General features: G+C 33.9%; 24 protein-coding genes and 1 tRNA gene. 13 read left to right on the top strand and 12 right to left on the bottom strand.

The window, feature by feature from the left end; genetic code table 11:
- Window positions 1-15 precede the first annotated feature (15 nt).
- On the bottom strand, window positions 16-483 hold the full coding sequence (locus C6990_RS04205) for a hypothetical protein (protein ID WP_182128676.1): 468 nt from the start codon (window positions 481-483) through the stop codon (window positions 16-18).
- A 93-nt stretch (window positions 484-576) separates the two neighbouring features.
- On the opposite strand from C6990_RS04205, the gene C6990_RS04200 reads away from it, so the two are divergent.
- The 12 genes from C6990_RS04200 to C6990_RS04145 all read left to right on the top strand — a co-directional run bounded on the left by C6990_RS04200 (window position 577) and on the right by C6990_RS04145 (window position 9,773).
- Window positions 577-732, top strand: a complete 156-nt coding sequence (locus C6990_RS04200) for a hypothetical protein (protein WP_182128674.1) — start codon at window positions 577-579, stop codon at window positions 730-732.
- 44 nt (window positions 733-776) lie between these two features.
- Window positions 777-1,166 (top strand): hypothetical protein, encoded by a 390-nt coding sequence (locus C6990_RS04195; protein ID WP_182128672.1) that lies wholly within the window; start codon window positions 777-779, stop codon window positions 1,164-1,166.
- A 136-nt stretch (window positions 1,167-1,302) separates the two neighbouring features.
- Window positions 1,303-1,563 carry a phosphoribosylformylglycinamidine synthase subunit PurS gene (gene purS / locus C6990_RS04190; protein WP_182128669.1) on the top strand — a complete coding sequence of 87 codons (261 nt, stop codon included), beginning with the start codon at window positions 1,303-1,305 and terminating at the stop codon, window positions 1,561-1,563.
- A gap of 267 nt (window positions 1,564-1,830) precedes the next feature.
- Complete coding sequence (purQ, locus tag C6990_RS04185; RefSeq protein WP_182128667.1) at window positions 1,831-2,511, top strand: phosphoribosylformylglycinamidine synthase subunit PurQ; 681 nt, start codon at window positions 1,831-1,833, stop codon at window positions 2,509-2,511.
- Window positions 2,508-4,673 (top strand): phosphoribosylformylglycinamidine synthase subunit PurL, encoded by a 2,166-nt coding sequence (purL, locus tag C6990_RS04180; protein ID WP_182128665.1) that lies wholly within the window; start codon window positions 2,508-2,510, stop codon window positions 4,671-4,673. Before purQ ends, purL begins: the two co-directional genes overlap by 4 nt.
- Window positions 4,666-6,099: an amidophosphoribosyltransferase gene (locus C6990_RS04175; protein WP_182128663.1), complete on the top strand. Its 1,434-nt coding sequence runs from the start codon at window positions 4,666-4,668 to the stop codon at window positions 6,097-6,099. The genes purL and C6990_RS04175 overlap by 8 nt, the downstream gene beginning before the upstream one ends.
- A gap of 37 nt (window positions 6,100-6,136) precedes the next feature.
- The gene (locus C6990_RS04170; protein ID WP_182128661.1) at window positions 6,137-6,415 is read left to right on the top strand and encodes a DUF427 domain-containing protein; all 279 of its coding nucleotides are present in this window, start codon (window positions 6,137-6,139) and stop codon (window positions 6,413-6,415) included.
- A gap of 389 nt (window positions 6,416-6,804) precedes the next feature.
- Window positions 6,805-7,191: a hypothetical protein gene (locus C6990_RS04165; protein ID WP_182128659.1), complete on the top strand. Its 387-nt coding sequence runs from the start codon at window positions 6,805-6,807 to the stop codon at window positions 7,189-7,191.
- Window positions 7,192-7,234: 43 nt separating this feature from the next.
- A complete protein-coding gene (gene purC / locus C6990_RS04160) occupies window positions 7,235-8,059 on the top strand; it encodes a phosphoribosylaminoimidazolesuccinocarboxamide synthase (protein ID WP_182128657.1) in 825 nt (274 codons plus the stop codon).
- A gap of 21 nt (window positions 8,060-8,080) precedes the next feature.
- Window positions 8,081-8,386 (top strand): hypothetical protein, encoded by a 306-nt coding sequence (locus C6990_RS04155; protein ID WP_182128655.1) that lies wholly within the window; start codon window positions 8,081-8,083, stop codon window positions 8,384-8,386.
- Window positions 8,387-8,715: 329 nt separating this feature from the next.
- Window positions 8,716-9,216, top strand: a complete 501-nt coding sequence (locus tag C6990_RS04150; RefSeq protein WP_182128653.1) for a winged helix-turn-helix domain-containing protein — start codon at window positions 8,716-8,718, stop codon at window positions 9,214-9,216.
- Window positions 9,217-9,368: 152 nt separating this feature from the next.
- Window positions 9,369-9,773 (top strand): PPOX class F420-dependent oxidoreductase, encoded by a 405-nt coding sequence (locus C6990_RS04145; protein ID WP_182129092.1) that lies wholly within the window; start codon window positions 9,369-9,371, stop codon window positions 9,771-9,773.
- Window positions 9,774-9,855: 82 nt separating this feature from the next.
- On the opposite strand, the gene C6990_RS04140 is transcribed toward C6990_RS04145, so the two are convergent.
- Together C6990_RS04140 and C6990_RS04135 are read right to left on the bottom strand one after the other, a co-directional pair.
- Window positions 9,856-10,248 (bottom strand): hypothetical protein, encoded by a 393-nt coding sequence (locus C6990_RS04140; protein ID WP_048116233.1) that lies wholly within the window; start codon window positions 10,246-10,248, stop codon window positions 9,856-9,858.
- Between the two features lie 92 nt (window positions 10,249-10,340).
- Window positions 10,341-10,826: a DUF4352 domain-containing protein gene (locus tag C6990_RS04135; RefSeq protein WP_182128651.1), complete on the bottom strand. Its 486-nt coding sequence runs from the start codon at window positions 10,824-10,826 to the stop codon at window positions 10,341-10,343.
- A 180-nt stretch (window positions 10,827-11,006) separates the two neighbouring features.
- On the opposite strand from C6990_RS04135, the gene C6990_RS04130 reads away from it, so the two are divergent.
- Complete coding sequence (locus tag C6990_RS04130) at window positions 11,007-11,672, top strand: hypothetical protein (RefSeq protein WP_182128649.1); 666 nt, start codon at window positions 11,007-11,009, stop codon at window positions 11,670-11,672.
- Between the two features lie 238 nt (window positions 11,673-11,910).
- Here the strand turns inward: C6990_RS04130 and C6990_RS04125 are convergent, their stop codons facing one another.
- The 9 genes from C6990_RS04125 to C6990_RS04085 all read right to left on the bottom strand — a co-directional run bounded on the left by C6990_RS04125 (window position 11,911) and on the right by C6990_RS04085 (window position 15,029).
- Window positions 11,911-12,066, bottom strand: coding sequence for a hypothetical protein (locus C6990_RS04125; RefSeq protein ID WP_182128646.1), 156 nt, complete (start codon window positions 12,064-12,066; stop codon window positions 11,911-11,913).
- A gap of 111 nt (window positions 12,067-12,177) precedes the next feature.
- Window positions 12,178-12,330 (bottom strand): hypothetical protein, encoded by a 153-nt coding sequence (locus C6990_RS04120; RefSeq protein ID WP_182128643.1) that lies wholly within the window; start codon window positions 12,328-12,330, stop codon window positions 12,178-12,180.
- A gap of 59 nt (window positions 12,331-12,389) precedes the next feature.
- Complete coding sequence (locus tag C6990_RS04115; protein WP_182128641.1) at window positions 12,390-12,839, bottom strand: DUF2299 family protein; 450 nt, start codon at window positions 12,837-12,839, stop codon at window positions 12,390-12,392.
- Window positions 12,840-12,968: 129 nt separating this feature from the next.
- The gene (locus C6990_RS04110; RefSeq protein ID WP_182128639.1) at window positions 12,969-13,196 is read right to left on the bottom strand and encodes a hypothetical protein; all 228 of its coding nucleotides are present in this window, start codon (window positions 13,194-13,196) and stop codon (window positions 12,969-12,971) included.
- Between the two features lie 11 nt (window positions 13,197-13,207).
- Complete coding sequence (locus C6990_RS04105) at window positions 13,208-13,456, bottom strand: hypothetical protein (protein WP_182128637.1); 249 nt, start codon at window positions 13,454-13,456, stop codon at window positions 13,208-13,210.
- Window positions 13,457-13,637: 181 nt separating this feature from the next.
- Window positions 13,638-13,711 (bottom strand) — tRNA-Asn (locus C6990_RS04100).
- A gap of 73 nt (window positions 13,712-13,784) precedes the next feature.
- The gene (locus C6990_RS04095; protein WP_182128635.1) at window positions 13,785-14,072 is read right to left on the bottom strand and encodes a hypothetical protein; all 288 of its coding nucleotides are present in this window, start codon (window positions 14,070-14,072) and stop codon (window positions 13,785-13,787) included.
- A gap of 17 nt (window positions 14,073-14,089) precedes the next feature.
- Window positions 14,090-14,647: a 50S ribosomal protein L6 gene (gene rplF, locus C6990_RS04090; protein ID WP_182128633.1), complete on the bottom strand. Its 558-nt coding sequence runs from the start codon at window positions 14,645-14,647 to the stop codon at window positions 14,090-14,092.
- Window positions 14,637-15,029, bottom strand: coding sequence for a 30S ribosomal protein S8 (locus C6990_RS04085; protein ID WP_182128630.1), 393 nt, complete (start codon window positions 15,027-15,029; stop codon window positions 14,637-14,639). The genes rplF and C6990_RS04085 overlap by 11 nt, the downstream gene beginning before the upstream one ends.
- Between the last annotated feature and the right edge of the window lie 6 nt (window positions 15,030-15,035).

The following is a 15,035-nucleotide window of genomic DNA, read 5'->3' as shown; positions in this document are numbered from 1 at the left end:
TCTAAACTATATCAATTAAGTGGGGATTGGCAATAACTTTGCTTCAGGTAGTCCTGCCTCTTTGAGTTGCTCTGCAGTAATGCCTTCAAATTCCAAAGAAATAATGGCTTTGGTATTAAATTTAGATTCCATCTCTATTGCCAAATCGCTGATATCTTTAGCAGAATAGATTTCTTTTGAATCTTTGAGGAAAATTCTGTCTCCTTTTTCCATTTCTTTCCCATTGAATTTTCCTTGAAGAAAACTGGTGATGGATGGCAACTCTTTTCTGTCTATGTTGTTGTGAAAATAACAAATTCCTTTAACTGATTCATAGTCATATGCAGTACCATTTCTATACATGAAAACACCGATAAAGATAGCCTCATCTTCAGGCTCTCTTACACATTTAATCTCCCAATTTAACAAATTACTTTCATCATAAGAATAACCTCCCAACTCTTCTGAGGTGATCTTCCAATATCTCATTCTGCCTTTTGCCATTATGCATTATTGTAAATTATGCTGATATAAATTCCAATACAGTAAACTGGCAAAATCTTAGTTGTTTTTATAGGTGATTCGGGGATTATTCGCGTGAGCAACAGAATCACCGTTGTAATGGATCCCTCCAATATAGAAAAACTTCGAAACATTCAAGCAAAGATGATTAAGAACACGTCATCTTCAGTAAGTTTTTCACACGTACTTAATTTGGTTGTAACTGAAGGACTCAAGAAATACAAAACATAATTTAAAAAAATGATTATTAGCATGGATTGACTCTTTATATGAATATGGGATCTCAGAAAAAAAATCCTCTATATCCAATTTCAGTTGATGATTACCCAAAACTTTTTGATTATGTTTTAACTGCTGATGGTTTGATCTATTTTCACACTTTGAAAAGAAATTACATTATGGGAAAAGATTTGACTCTGGATGAATTCAATAAACTAAGATTGCTGTATGTATATTATGCAACAGCAAACAGAAATCCTAAAGAAGTTCATTCATGGCAAGACGTTTGCATTACACTAGATGAAAAAGGAATCATTGAAAAAGACATGTATCAATCAAAAGAGGATTTAAAAAATAAATCATTAATTGTAACTAACCCCCAATATCAGTCAGGACTCTACCGAAAATACACTGAATATGTTAAAGAAAATCTTGATTCAAAGTAACCGATTCTGGGCTGGTTATATCTGCAACAATACACGTCCTCAGAACCGGATACCTGACAAATATCTAAAAATAAGTATAAAAGCATAAATTTTTTCGGAAGATAGATTAACCTCAAATTTATTTTCCAAATTATTAATGGCAATTTTTAATGTTCATGTAACTATTGAAAATAAACCTGGGATAAGTGATCCTGAAGGAGATACAATTCTTAATGATTTGGTTCTCAAAGGACCCCAAAAATCTGTATCCAAAATAAAAACAGCAAAAATGTTGAAATTCACCATTGAGGAAAATGATAAAAAATCTGCTCAATCCAAGGTGAAAGCAATTTGTGATGAACTGCGGATTTACAATCCCATGGTTAGCAAAGTAACCCTTGATGTTTTCACCGCCTAAGATGAGATTCTATTTAAGATTCTTTTTATCGACTATCTCCAAATAATTTCGCTTCTTTACAAAGTGAAAATACTTCTGCTCTAATTTGCGATGATGGGGAAACGATCTGTTTTTTAAATGATTACAATGTTTATCTCAATTATATTCGTAATTGGTGGATTATTCATTCTTTATGTCTGAATGGGATAAATGCGATCAAGATGTCTTTTAAAGTAAAATTCTTCTTGTCTCAATTCAAATTAAATATCTCTGAATGTGAAAGCAAATGTGAAAGTTGGGGTTGTAGTTTTTCCAGGTAGTAATTGCGATCGAGATATGTTTCATGTTCTAACTGATGTGTTTAATCTTGATGCACAATATTATTGGCACGAAAATCCTCTTCCAAAGAATATTGATGCAGTAATTCTTCCAGGGGGATTTTCATATGGGGATAGACTTCGAGCAGGAGCAATTGCCGCTCATAGCCCAATAATTAATGATGTCAGAAAATTGGCCGAGAAAGGAATTCCAATTTTAGGTGTATGCAATGGGTTTCAAATTTTAGTAGAGTCTGGACTGTTACCTGGAGTTTTACTGAAAAATGATTCTCTTAATTTTATGTGTGAATGGACAAATCTTATTGTTGAAAATAATAAAACTCCATTTACAAATCAGTTTAAACTCCATCAAAAAATCCCAATCCCTATTGCAAATGGCGAAGGTCGCTATTATGCAGATGATGATGTTTTAAAACAATTAAAGAAAAAAAATCAGATTGTCTTTAGATATAGTAAAATTGTGAATGGTTCTACCGATAGAATTGCTGGAGTATGCAATGAAGATGGAAATGTTGTTGGAATGATGCCTCATCCTGAAAGAGCAGTAGAGTCTGAAATCAATCCTATAGATAACAAACCTGCTTCATTGATTTTTGAGTCACTTTTAGTAAAAACGGGTGTTAGTAATTGAGTTTAGAAACTCATGAGCTATCTGAATTAAAATCTAAAATTGGCAGGGACCCGACCTCAACTGAATTACAAATTGTAGCTGCTGAGTGGTCTGAGCATTGCTCTTACAAATCATCAAAGAAACATCTCAAAATGCTTCCAATGACTGGACCTCTAGTGATAAATGAGAAAGGATATGATTCGGGTGTCTTGGATGTAGGGGGTGGCTATGTTGTCACTGCACACATTGAAAGTCATAACCACCCATCAGCTGTTGAACCATTTGGTGGAGCTGCAACCGGTGTTGGGGGTGTAATTAGAGATATTCTGTCTGCTGGGACTAGACCCATTGCAATTTTTGATGGCTTGCGTTTTGGAAATATTGAAAAAGATCAGCAAGCTAGATGGCTTTTCAAAAATGCTGTAAGTGGTGTTGCCGCATATGGTAATTGTTTGGGTATTCCTACAATTGGTGGTGAAGTTGAATTTGATGATTGTTATCAAAACTATGCATTAGTTGATGTTGCAGCAATAGGATTTGGCAAAAAAGAGAATTTAATAAAAAACCATGCACAGAAAGGTGATCTTGTTGTTTTATTGGGAGGTTCCACTGGAAGGGATGGGATTGGAGGTTCTCAATTTGCCTCTGACTCACTAGAATCCGAAGATCGTTCTGCAGTTCAAATCCCAGATCCATTTATTGAGAAATTAATTATCGAGGCAATTTTGGAGGCTAGAAATGAGAAATTAATTCATGCCATGAAAGATCTAGGTGGTGGCGGTCTTTCTTGTGCAATTTCAGAGACTGCTGATGCTTTAGATATCGGAATAGAAATGGATGTTCAAAAAGTCCACACTCGTGAATCTGATATGCATCCAAATGAAATCATGGTATCTGAGTCTCAAGAAAGAATGTTAATTGTTACAGATAAAATAAAATTAAAAAAACTTGAGACAATTTGTAAGAAATTCCATATTGAATGCTCTGTAATTGGTCATGTCACATCTGATAATAACATGCATGTGAAAAAGGGCACAAAGACATTTGCAAATTTGCCCACTGATGTTGTTGCAAATGCAACATTGCTTGATTTACCATCAAAAAAACCTGAATACCTGAAAACAATTGAGAATGAAAAGAAACTAGAAGAAATTTCTGATTATTCAAAAACATTGATGAAATTACTTGCATCGCCAAACATTGCAAGTAAGATATGGGTTTATGGGCAATATGATCATGAAGTAGGAATTAGAACAGTTGTGAAACCTGGGGGGGATGCATCTGTTTTAAGATTGGACAATGGAAAATTCCTTTCAGCAAAAATTGACGGTAATCCAAAACAATGCTACATCAATCCTAGAGAAGGCGCAATAGGTTGTTTTGAAGAAGCATGTAGGAATGTTGTTTGTACTGGAGCAAAACCAATTGGTATGCTTGACCATCTTCAATTTGGAAATCCAAAAGATCCTGAAATTTTTTGGACATTTTTAGAATCATTAAAAGGATTGACTGCTTTTGCCAAAGACTTTGAAATTCCGTGTGTTGGTGGTAAGGTTAGTTTGTATAATGAAACTCCCGCAGGACCAATAAAACCAACTCCTGTTATTGGGGTTTTGGGATTAATTGAGAAAAAACCATTAATTCCTCAACAAATATCTGAAAATGATTGTCTTGTAATTATTGGGGACACTAAAGACGAGATGGGTGGCTCTGAATACTTTGAATATATTCACAACTTTATCGGAGGAAAATGCCCTGTAGTTACTTTTGCAGAATCAAAGAAAAATATGAAATCTGTTTTAGGTGTAATTGAAAATGGACTCTTAAAATCTGCTCATGATTGCTCCAAGGGAGGATTGGCAATTGCCGTGTCAGAATTATGCATGAAAAATATGATCGGATGCAAAATCTCTTTAGAAAAAGTACCTGGAGAAAAATTGGATGCTGATAGAATTCTTTTTTCTGAAAGCCATTCGCGATATCTGCTATCATTTGATAAGAAAAATCTGAAAAAATTAGAAGATTTACTAAAAAAGAACAAAGTTTCATTCAAAGTAATAGGTCAATTTGGAGGAGACAAAATTCAATTTGTACATGATACAAAATCCGTCATTGATCTAAGAGTTGATAAAGCACAAAAAACGTGGTTAAATTCGTTAGAGGACTTGGTACTTCATGGTTAAAGAAAATTGTGGCGTTGTTGGAATCTTTAGTCTTAGTGGAACTAATGTAGTTCCTATGGTAATTGATGCATTAAGGGCACTTCAGCATCGAGGGCAAGAGGCTTGGGGTCTTGCAATTCCAAATAAACCGCCACTAAAGAGATTGGGATTAGTTTCTGCAGCATCGTCTGAATTTAAAAAAATTACAGAGGAATATGCATCTCCTGCTGTAATTGGACATGTGAGATATTCTACAATGGGTAGAAGCTCATTAGAAAATGCACAACCGCTCAAAGTAAAAGATCTTTGTATTGCACATAATGGAACTATTGCAAATGTACAAGAATTATCTAATCTAGTTGGCGGATGCTCGTTTACCCCACAAAATGCAAGTGATACTCTTGTTGCTGCCCAAAGACTAGTTACATTAATTTCAGAGAACGGTCAAATGGGAAAAGCCCTTTCAATTCTCAAAAATGAGATGGTTGGTTCTTATTGTTTTACATTTATCTCTGATGATAATTCTGTTTATGCTGCTCGTGATCCAAAGGGATTCCGTCCTATGGTTCTAGGTCATAAAGAAGCCGATGATACTTACATTGTTGCATCTGAATCTTCTGCAGTATCTGCAGTTGGTGCTAAACTAGAGAGAAATGTGAATCCTGGCGAATTGATAAAATTAAGTAAAAACGGTTTGGAGACTGAACGTTTTTCTGATGATCCTGCACGAGCACATTGTTCTTTTGAATTTACTTACTTTGCACATCCTTCAAGCAACATGGAGGGTACAAACATCTATGTTGCAAGAAAGAATATTGGACGATTTTTGGCAAAGAAATTCCCAATTAATGATGCTGATTTAGTTATACCGGTACCTGATTCTGCAAGACCTGCTGCATTAGGATATGCACAAGAACTTGGTGTTTCATTTGATGAGGGCCTTTTAAAGGATAGATACAGCAAGAAGGGCCCATTACGAAGTTTCATTGAACCTCATCAATCAGACAGAATAGAAATTAATCGTTGGATTATTCCAATTAGAGAAATTATTGAAGGAAAGCATGTTGTTGTAATTGATGATAGTTTGGTTCGTGGTACTAGCTCCAAGGCAATTATCAAAGCACTGCGTAGAGCAGGAGCTAGAAAAATTAGCATGGTGATTACTTACCCTCCAATTAAATTCCCATGTTATGCTGGAATTGATTTTCCTTCCCAAGAAGAACTTGCAACATTTTCAAATGGAAAAGAAATGAATCAAGAACAAATCACGGAAATGGTACGCCAAAGTATCGGAGCTGACTTTTTGGGATACAACGATGCTGAAAATCTTGCAAATGCTGTCGGAATTCCAAAAGACTCTATGTGTTTTACTTGCTCGTCAGGAAATTATGAATCCCTTGGCATAACTCCTGAATTTAGAAGTAGAGAAGAAATGAAAGGGGAATAAGGTATTTTTTTAAATATAGTAAATTGGTAAGACTGTCATGCAAGCAATATGGAACGATGTAGTTATTGCTGAAAGTAATGATACTGTAGTTGTTGAAGGAAATCATTACTTTCCAATTGATTCCATAAAAAAAGAGTATTTTAAAAAGACTGATTTTACATCTTTTTGTGGATGGAAAGGAATGGCAAATTATTATTCCGTTTCAGTAAATGGTAAGACTAACAAAGATTGTGCATGGTATTATGAAGAACCAAACGATGCTGCCAAAAAAATTAAAGGAATGGTAGCATTTTGGAATGGTATTAAAGTACAGTAAAATGTGCCTAGAAATTATACGATTATTGTGATTTATTATGACAATTACATCTGCAAACTACATCGAAACAATAACTGCATCTATCTAACATACAATTGAAACTTAACTCTGCGATATTGGGTATTTTTCTAAAATCACTAGCATTCCAATCTTTTTCCAATTTTTCATAAATGCTTTCCTCGATATTCAAACTTATAATGTTTAAAGGAAAATTTGTATTTAATTATTAATTGCAATATTAACTAGTGGTAATCATGTTTTAAATAACAAATCATGTGTTTTTATTGTTTTATCTTACTATGACGAATTCCATTTTTGTTAAAAAGACATTCTATGGCTTTAGATTAAAATACAATATACTAAATTATTAGAAAATTAATCTATTATACATGAAACAGTATACTGCAGTTATTGGTTTAGGTATTGGTGCCATTGCAGTTATGGCTGTAATTTTTGGTATGGATATTTTGAAATTATCTGTATCCACTCAGGATCATGCTATTTTTGTGGATCCTCTATTAGACAAACAAAGTCTTTTTGTAATGGGACGTGTAACTATACAAAATACTGGTTCCCAACCTCTCACCAACGTCCATGTGAATTTTGGTGCAGGTGATACTTTGAAATTGGGAACTATTGATGCAGGTGAAAAAATTATTGTTTCACCTCCTTCGGATAATCCGATGGAATTTGTAATGATAAGTGCAGATAATGATATCTTTGTAAATAAAGCATATAGAGAAATGCCTAAAATGGTAGGAATGATGGGCTCTTAGTTATCCCTAGCAGTTAAATTCGATATAATTCAGTGATGATTGTTTGAAGTTTCTAACTAGTGGAAAAGTAAAGGATCTATATGATGTGGATGAAAATACACTGCTTTTCAAGTTCTCTGATAGAGTTTCAGCATATGATGTAAAATTCAAACAAGATATTCCTAAAAAAGGAGAGGTATTGTGCAAATTTGCTGAATTTTGGTTCAATGAATTGCCTGTAGCAAATCATTTTGTCAGAAGAGAATCTGATACTGAAATTATTGTCAAAAAAATGAAGATGCTTCCAATAGAATGTGTTGTGAGAGGCTATTTTTATGGGAGCTTAGTCGGTAGATGGAAAAAAGGTGAGATTACAGTACCTGAAGGAACAGACTCAACCTTGGCTGCAAAACTACCGGAACCACTTTTTGATCCTACAACAAAATCAGAACATGACATTCCAATTAACAAAGAAAAAGCATTAGAGATGAATTTGGTTACTGAGGAACAGTATATCTGGTTGGAGAGAACATCTATTGAAATTTACAAAAAAATGGCCACCATTGCAGATCATGCTGGATTTATTTTGGCTGATTTGAAATTAGAGTTTGGGATATTGGATGGAAAAATTACCTTAGGCGATTCTATAGGTCCTGATGAATATCGTTTATGGCCAAAAGATTCCTATAAAGTTGGAGAAATACAGGAAGCATATGATAAACAACTTTTACGCGATTGGTTAACGGATAAAGGATATCAAAAACAATTTGATGATGAACGTGATGCAGGACGGGAGCCTGTTGCCCCTGAAATCCCAAATGAGATAATTAAGAAAATGACTGAGCGCTATGTGATAGCATTTAAAAAACTAACAGGAAATACTCTTTAACCCTTGATGAATTGATAGACTATGGATGGGATAGAAGATAAAAAAGAAATTGAAACATTGCTGAACATTGTAATTAATCAAATCCCTTCTTACACCAACATGGTAAACTCTGAACATTGGGATGTCGATCTGGATGATTGTATTTTTGGAATGGTGTATCACTCTTTTGTTGCAAAAGCAACTGATTATCTCAATAACAAACGTACTGATACTGAGCAAGAAAATAATGCTGAATCAACTTTTAAAATGATGAGTTTGATTTCTGAAGTATTCAATGAACGATTGCCAGATATTAAACAAGAGATTGTATCTTCACTGAACTCTTAATCTACGCATAATATCTTTCCTTCAACTCGAATTGCATTTTTAGTAATTCACAAAATTATGTCTTGATGGCTATTTTCCTACATTGTTTTCCAGATTTTTATTTTTTTAATATTTTTTTAAAATTTTAAAACCATTACAATAATCATTCGACCGACACTATAATGGTAGTAATGATACCATTATTTTATACTGCATTATATAAAATATTGTAGTGGTAGTGCTATTTTTGATAGCATTACAATATTGATTAAAGTAAACAAAAATTAATGCTATTAGACAAAAAAATCTGATACAAGGATCTTTTAGATCAGATTTGAAGGTAATTTTGTATGTCAACGTTACTAGAAAAGCAAATCAAAGTTAATCGTATTGTTACGACAAGTATTGGACACGCACGTGCAATTGAAGACCCTGCACGAGCAAAAATTGTAGAAATTTTGTATCATCAAGCACTATCTGCAGACCAAATTTCAACTGCTCTGAAAAAGACAGGATACAAAAAAGCCTTGACCACCGTGCGTCATCATTTGGAAATTCTAAAAGAATCTGGATTAATTGAAATTGCACGAATTGAGGAATCTCGTGGTGCAATAACAAAATACTACAGCACGTCAACTAAACTGTTGGATTTTCAAACGCCTGATGATTTTGACTCTACATACTCAAAAGTCATTGACAACACATCGACAAAAATTGAAAAAATTCTCAAAAGTCTAACTCCAAAAACAAAATCAAAAGGAAAAAAATCTGAAGACTATTCACAGTATCTTGTAATGGAAATTATGAATAGAGCGATGACAAATGTACTTGAAAAATCCAACAAAAAATAATGTGCAATTGATTTTTCATCTACCTGAATCCCCAAATACGATCAAAAATGTATTTGCTGATTTTGATAAATTTCATGAAAAATCAATAAAAAACACAACAAATTGTGGCTGTTACAAAAACTACTTTGGATTTATGGTGAAATGAAAAAATGATTGATGAAAAAGTTGTACAGTTGTTTTCTGAGAAAAATCTTGTTTTCATTGCAACTGTAATGAAGGACGGTTCTCCTCAAGTCTCTCCTGTGTGGGCAAATTTTGAAAATGGGTATGTCCTTGTAAATACTGCAGAGGGCAGAATAAAACACAAAAATGTATTACGTGATCCGCGAGTTGCAGTCTCTGTTGTATCAAAAGATAACCCACTAGACATGACAACAATTCGTGGAACAGTTGAGGAATTAATTCCAGACTATGAATACAAACATGCAGACAAACTTACCAAACAATACATGGGGCGGGACCGCTATCCATTCAAACGTGATGATGAAAAAAGAGTCATCCTCAAAATTAAACCAAACAAAGTTTTTGTTTTGCCTGAATTAAAGATGAATGAGTAGCAATTTCAAATATTTCTAAATTCGAGTTTAGAAATATTATTAATTAAACATGTAAAATAAGAAAAAAGATAGTATAGACAGCTTAACGTCGACGTTTAGCTGCCTTTCTCTTTGGAGCGGCTCTGCGTTTAGGTGCAGCTTTTCTTTTTGGTGCTGCTTTCCTCTTTGCTGCCTTTCTCTTTGGAGCTGCTTTTTTAGCTGCAGTTTTTCTCTTTGGAGCTGCTCTGCGTTTTGCTGCCTTTCTCTTTGGAGCTGCTTTTTTAGCTGCAGTTTTTCTCTTTGGAGCTGCTCTGCGTTTTGCTGCCTTTCTTTTAGGAGCTGCTTTGCCAGCGTTCTTCCTTCGAGTTGCTGCTGCCTTTCTCTTACGAGCTGCTGCTGCTTTTAGTGCCTCTGCTGCTTTTTTAGCTGCATTCCTCTTTCGAGTTCTTGCTGCTTTTTTAGCTGCTTCGGCTCTTTTGGCTTTGGATACTGCCATAACTTTTTGCAAAAATCATATGTGTTATATGGTAAAAGTCATACATTACTACCCTGACTATAGAAAAATTTGACACAATTCTTGCTCTCCGATCAACAATTTGTTATGCAAACAACAGCTGTATCAACTGTTGATTGATCTTTTTGTGGTCGAATAATTATCTTATATTTTTTTTCTTCATCATATGGAATGTCAAACTGTGTTGTTCTCTCTATTGGTTTGTTTGGCTCTAGTGTTTCTAGAAACAAATCTTTTGATGAAAATTCTCCAAACACTGCTTCATGTTTTTGTTCTTTTTCATCAACAATGTAAAATTGTCCACCTGAAATGATTGTTTTTTCATTACTGATATTTTTTGCAGTGATTCCTATTGTTACAAAAGTGTTTTCTGGTGCAACTTCTTTACTTCCCTCATGTGTTCCCTCAAATGTTATGGTATATTCTACTGGTCCAACGATGATTGGCTTTCCTGATACTGCCTCGATGTAGTTTGTGGTATATTGCGCATACATGTAATTTGCAACAACCATTGAAGCTATGATGGCTCCAATAACGATCACTACACCCAATCCTGCCATGAATTTGCTGATTTTTTTTGGTATATAGTTGAAACGCCTATTTTTTGGCATGATTTGATCGGAAAACCTAGGGGTTTTGAGTAAAACTTTGTGATTTTGTTTTGGATTTTTCACAAAAAGAGCATAATTTCATACTATTCTCAGTTAATTTTTTATTTATCTTGTTTGGGGTTTGTACCAATGACAAAAACAACCCTGTTGGGAGTCTCTATAGCAACTATTTTTGCAATATCTTTGATATTTGCACAAAATGTTACTGCTGATGAAGACAAACCTGATTATCTCAAAATTGATGAAACAAAAGTAACTTACCACACTGATGATGATGGTACATTCCTTAAAGCAGAAATTAAAACTGAAGGAAAAATTAAAGAAAAAGGGGCATATGGATATGGATTTTTGACTGACGGAGTCAACAATGTGTTAGCATTAACTACACACATTTGTGCTTCAGATAGTCCTTTCCAAGGTGATGCTTCTGACAAAAAATGTCCAAATCCAGTTGGATTACTTGATGAAGAGTTCACAAGGGATAATGATGGTAAAAAATTCCATGCACATATTCTTGATTTAATGCCATACACTGATGCATGTAAAACTGCAACCGGTTTAACTGAAGGATTGGAAGTAGATGTTGCAAGCTCAGTTGCCACTAATGGTGGTGTACCTGGTGTTTCTCCAGATTATCCAGTAAAAGAATCTGGTAAGAAAATTCGTGTTGGAAATGTACCTACTGATGTATTGGGCGATGGAACAATTGTGCCAACAATTGTATCATTTGAAATCGTACCAGTTGCTTCTGGCAGTACATTAGAAAATCTCTGTTTGATAAATGTAGGAAATTAATTCCTCATTTTTTCTTTATTTTTTCATAAATTTTAGGGGGTTTAGCTTTTACGCACAACATCAATAGTTTGGATATGTTTAGCTGGGAGAGCTTGGTGGTTTTATGGTTGCATTTTGTATTTAGGCACAAGTGTTACACCCCCCTTCTAAATGCCTGTTTTTGGAAAAATCATCTTGTGAGTAAATACACAATTTTTTTGGGGGGGTTTAACATTTAGGCATATTTTCATTAATTTGCCTATTTTACAAAATTTTGAAACATCGGAGTCACAATATCCATTATTTGAAAAAATAAACTTGATGAGAATATTCTAAACTCTTCAAAAATATTATTTGTGGAATCAAATGAATCTTTTATTGTATCTTCCCCAATCTGCAAAACAATTTCTTTCACATACTATATTCAATAATTCTAATTTTATTCTCTATGGATGCACTTTTGAACACACATTTTTTGTAAAAAAAGGGGGATGTTTTACCCCTACATAAGACAAAAACCTGGAATTTACACTCTTTCTACTCTGATTGTGATTTTTCCTTTTTTGGCAGTATTGACAACTTTGAGTGCTTTACTCATTACCCCCATGCCAAATCTTGACAGCTCAGCAGCAGATAGTGTTACTTCTCTTGGTTTTGATTTTGAAGTTTTACTTTTCATATTATAGAATATTGATTTTTTGTTATAAGGTACTCGTAGAATTGATAAATCGTCCATTTTTAGAATGTTTTTAACAAAAATCTGGATGTTTTTTCATGTTTTTCCGATACGCTTTCTATTGCATCAAAAACTGTTTGTTGGTTGATATTTTCTTTATCGTCAAGTACAACATATACTCCAATCTTCTGTTTTCCATCTTCTGTAATGTTTTTGTTTATTGCTTGAATTGAGTAGCAATAGTCTGAAACTTTTTTTTCAAAATTTTCTTTTTCTTGTTGATTAAATCCCAAATACCTTACAATTTGATTATTTTTCATTACAACTTTGGCCCCTATTACTAGAATGCCTGGTTGCCCTTTTGGTTCAAATATCTCTATTGGAATGCCCGTCTGACCTGCATGCTTTACTAAAATCTGAAAAGTATTTTCTGGATTTTTTACATCTTCAAAGGAAAGCCCTTCATGTATTAACCATCTTTCAACACTATCTCTTAGTCTTGATGCACTCATGTAAAAACAATCAGGACTAGTTCTATATGATTCTAAATCCTGTTGATCACGTCTCTAAATTATTGATATTTCTAAATTCGAGTTTTGAAATATTAAAAACTTGTACTTGTAAAACAAGAAAAATTCAGACTAGACATTTACATTAAAGCCTGAATCTAAGCCTGGAATTGACGATGCCACCAAAATATTGAATATAATTCCAATAATCATTAAAACAACACCTAGATACAAACAGTTTCTTGCTTTACGAGGATCATCTTGCCGTAAAATAAAGAATGCAATTATTCCACCAATTATCCCCAAAAATACGGGTAACAAAAACCAAGCATTACTTCTGGGTTTTTCTGTATGCTCCATATTTTTTCAAATTATTTTGACACTATTGATTTTTTCTGTATCTGTGTGATCTCTATCTCGACTGTTTCTAGGGGATCTTCTACCTGATTACGTCTGATTGAAAACATTTTGGGCTTTTCAAAATCATCAGTACAATCAGGACATGCATAAACTAGAACTCTGTGTTCATTTGGCGCTTTTGGATTAGATAGTCTTGGATAATACACTAGTCTAGCGCCACAATCAACACAATATCTGTTGGCCCTTCTAGTTCTGACCAATGTAAACCCCCTGCATTATTCTAGATATGCGATCATCTATTAGATCTATGTTGTCTAATTGTCTAAACCAATTACTATCAACCGATCCATATTTCTAAATTCGAATTTAGAAATATGCCTATTTTAATTTTTAGGGGTATGAATAATGATGTTTCAAAACTCGAGTTTAGAAATAATGAAGCGCCTCCCACCAGACTTGAACTGGTGACCAACCGGTTAACAGCCGGTTGCTCTACCACGCTGAGCTAGGGAGGCACAAGTTTAGACCTTGGCAAAAGTGATTTAATCTTTCCGACTATGAATATTGGAGTAAAAACTGTTAGAAAACTTAATTGAATTTGGAAAAAAATTCTTTGATTTCTTTTGCGTGACTTTCAACTAATTCAATAATTTCTAGATGCTCATCTGGTGTTGGTTCTCTTTGATGGACAATTTGAAATGCACTGAGTGCAGAACCTACCATCTCACCTACAAAAAACCCACACAAAAAATCACCTATATTTTCACAATCCCATGTCTCTCCAACTCTGGGAGATGCACCTGCAGCTTTGTATAATTCAAGAGTCTGGGTTATCAAATCAGTTGTTTGCTTAAGAAATTCTGGATCAAGGGTCATTAGAAAAACTTAGGATTTTATTTTTCTATGCCTTTCTTTTTCTCAAATGCGTATATGCCATCTAGAAAAACTCTGTGGTCTTTATTTTTTACTTTACTTTTAAGCTCAATATTTGCTGCTGTTTGAGTAATGTCAGTCCACACTTCTCCTGTTAAAATTACATCTTCGCCTTTAGGAATTACTTTGGTGTTTCCAACACTTTTTGTAACTCTTGGTGCTCTTTCTCCTTGAAAATTCTCAATTAAGATTTTTTTCCCTTCTACTTTTACTGTAATTGGAAAGTGTGAATAAACAATTTTCATTTTGATGGTGTATCCTTCTACCAAACCTTCGCAAATATTTCTAATGATAGATCTTGCTGTGTGTAAAATTGCATAATCTTTTTTTCTATTTCCTATAGCATTTAGAATAACTTTATTCTCGGCAATCTCTATGTTTATTGGAATTGTTCTGAAACTCTTGTGGGTTTTACCTAGTGGTCCAACAAAGGATAGCATGTGTTTGTTTAGTGAAAGTTTGACTCCTTCTGGGATGATAACCTCATCCTGTAATTTCTCTATTTGCTTAGTAGACATATCCTATCAAAAATCCTCCAATTCCTTTCTCTGATGCATCATGATGTGACATTACTCCTTGGTTTGTTGTAACTAACAACATTCCCCTATCATATGCTGGTAAATATTGCTGCTCCCAATTATTATATTCGTCATTTTTCACTTTGAATCTTGGCGAGATTGCACCACATTTTGTAATTTTTGCTAATAATTTAATTTTGAATTTACCTCCTCTTTTATCGTCAATGTGCTCAAATTCTCCAATATATCCATCTTTTTGGAGTGTTTTGAGGACCTCAATTCCCAATTTTGATGTTGGGAGGATCACACAGTCTCCTTTTCTTCTTGTTTCATTGTTGTAAAGTGTAACGAATAGATTTGCTAAAATGTTAGTTGCTGGCATATTATA

The sequence above is a fragment of the Nitrosopumilus sp. b3 genome, from assembly GCF_014078525.1.
In the GTDB taxonomy this organism is placed as follows: domain Archaea; phylum Thermoproteota; class Nitrososphaeria; order Nitrososphaerales; family Nitrosopumilaceae; genus Nitrosopumilus.
This window is presented reverse-complemented; position numbering and strand designations above follow the sequence as displayed.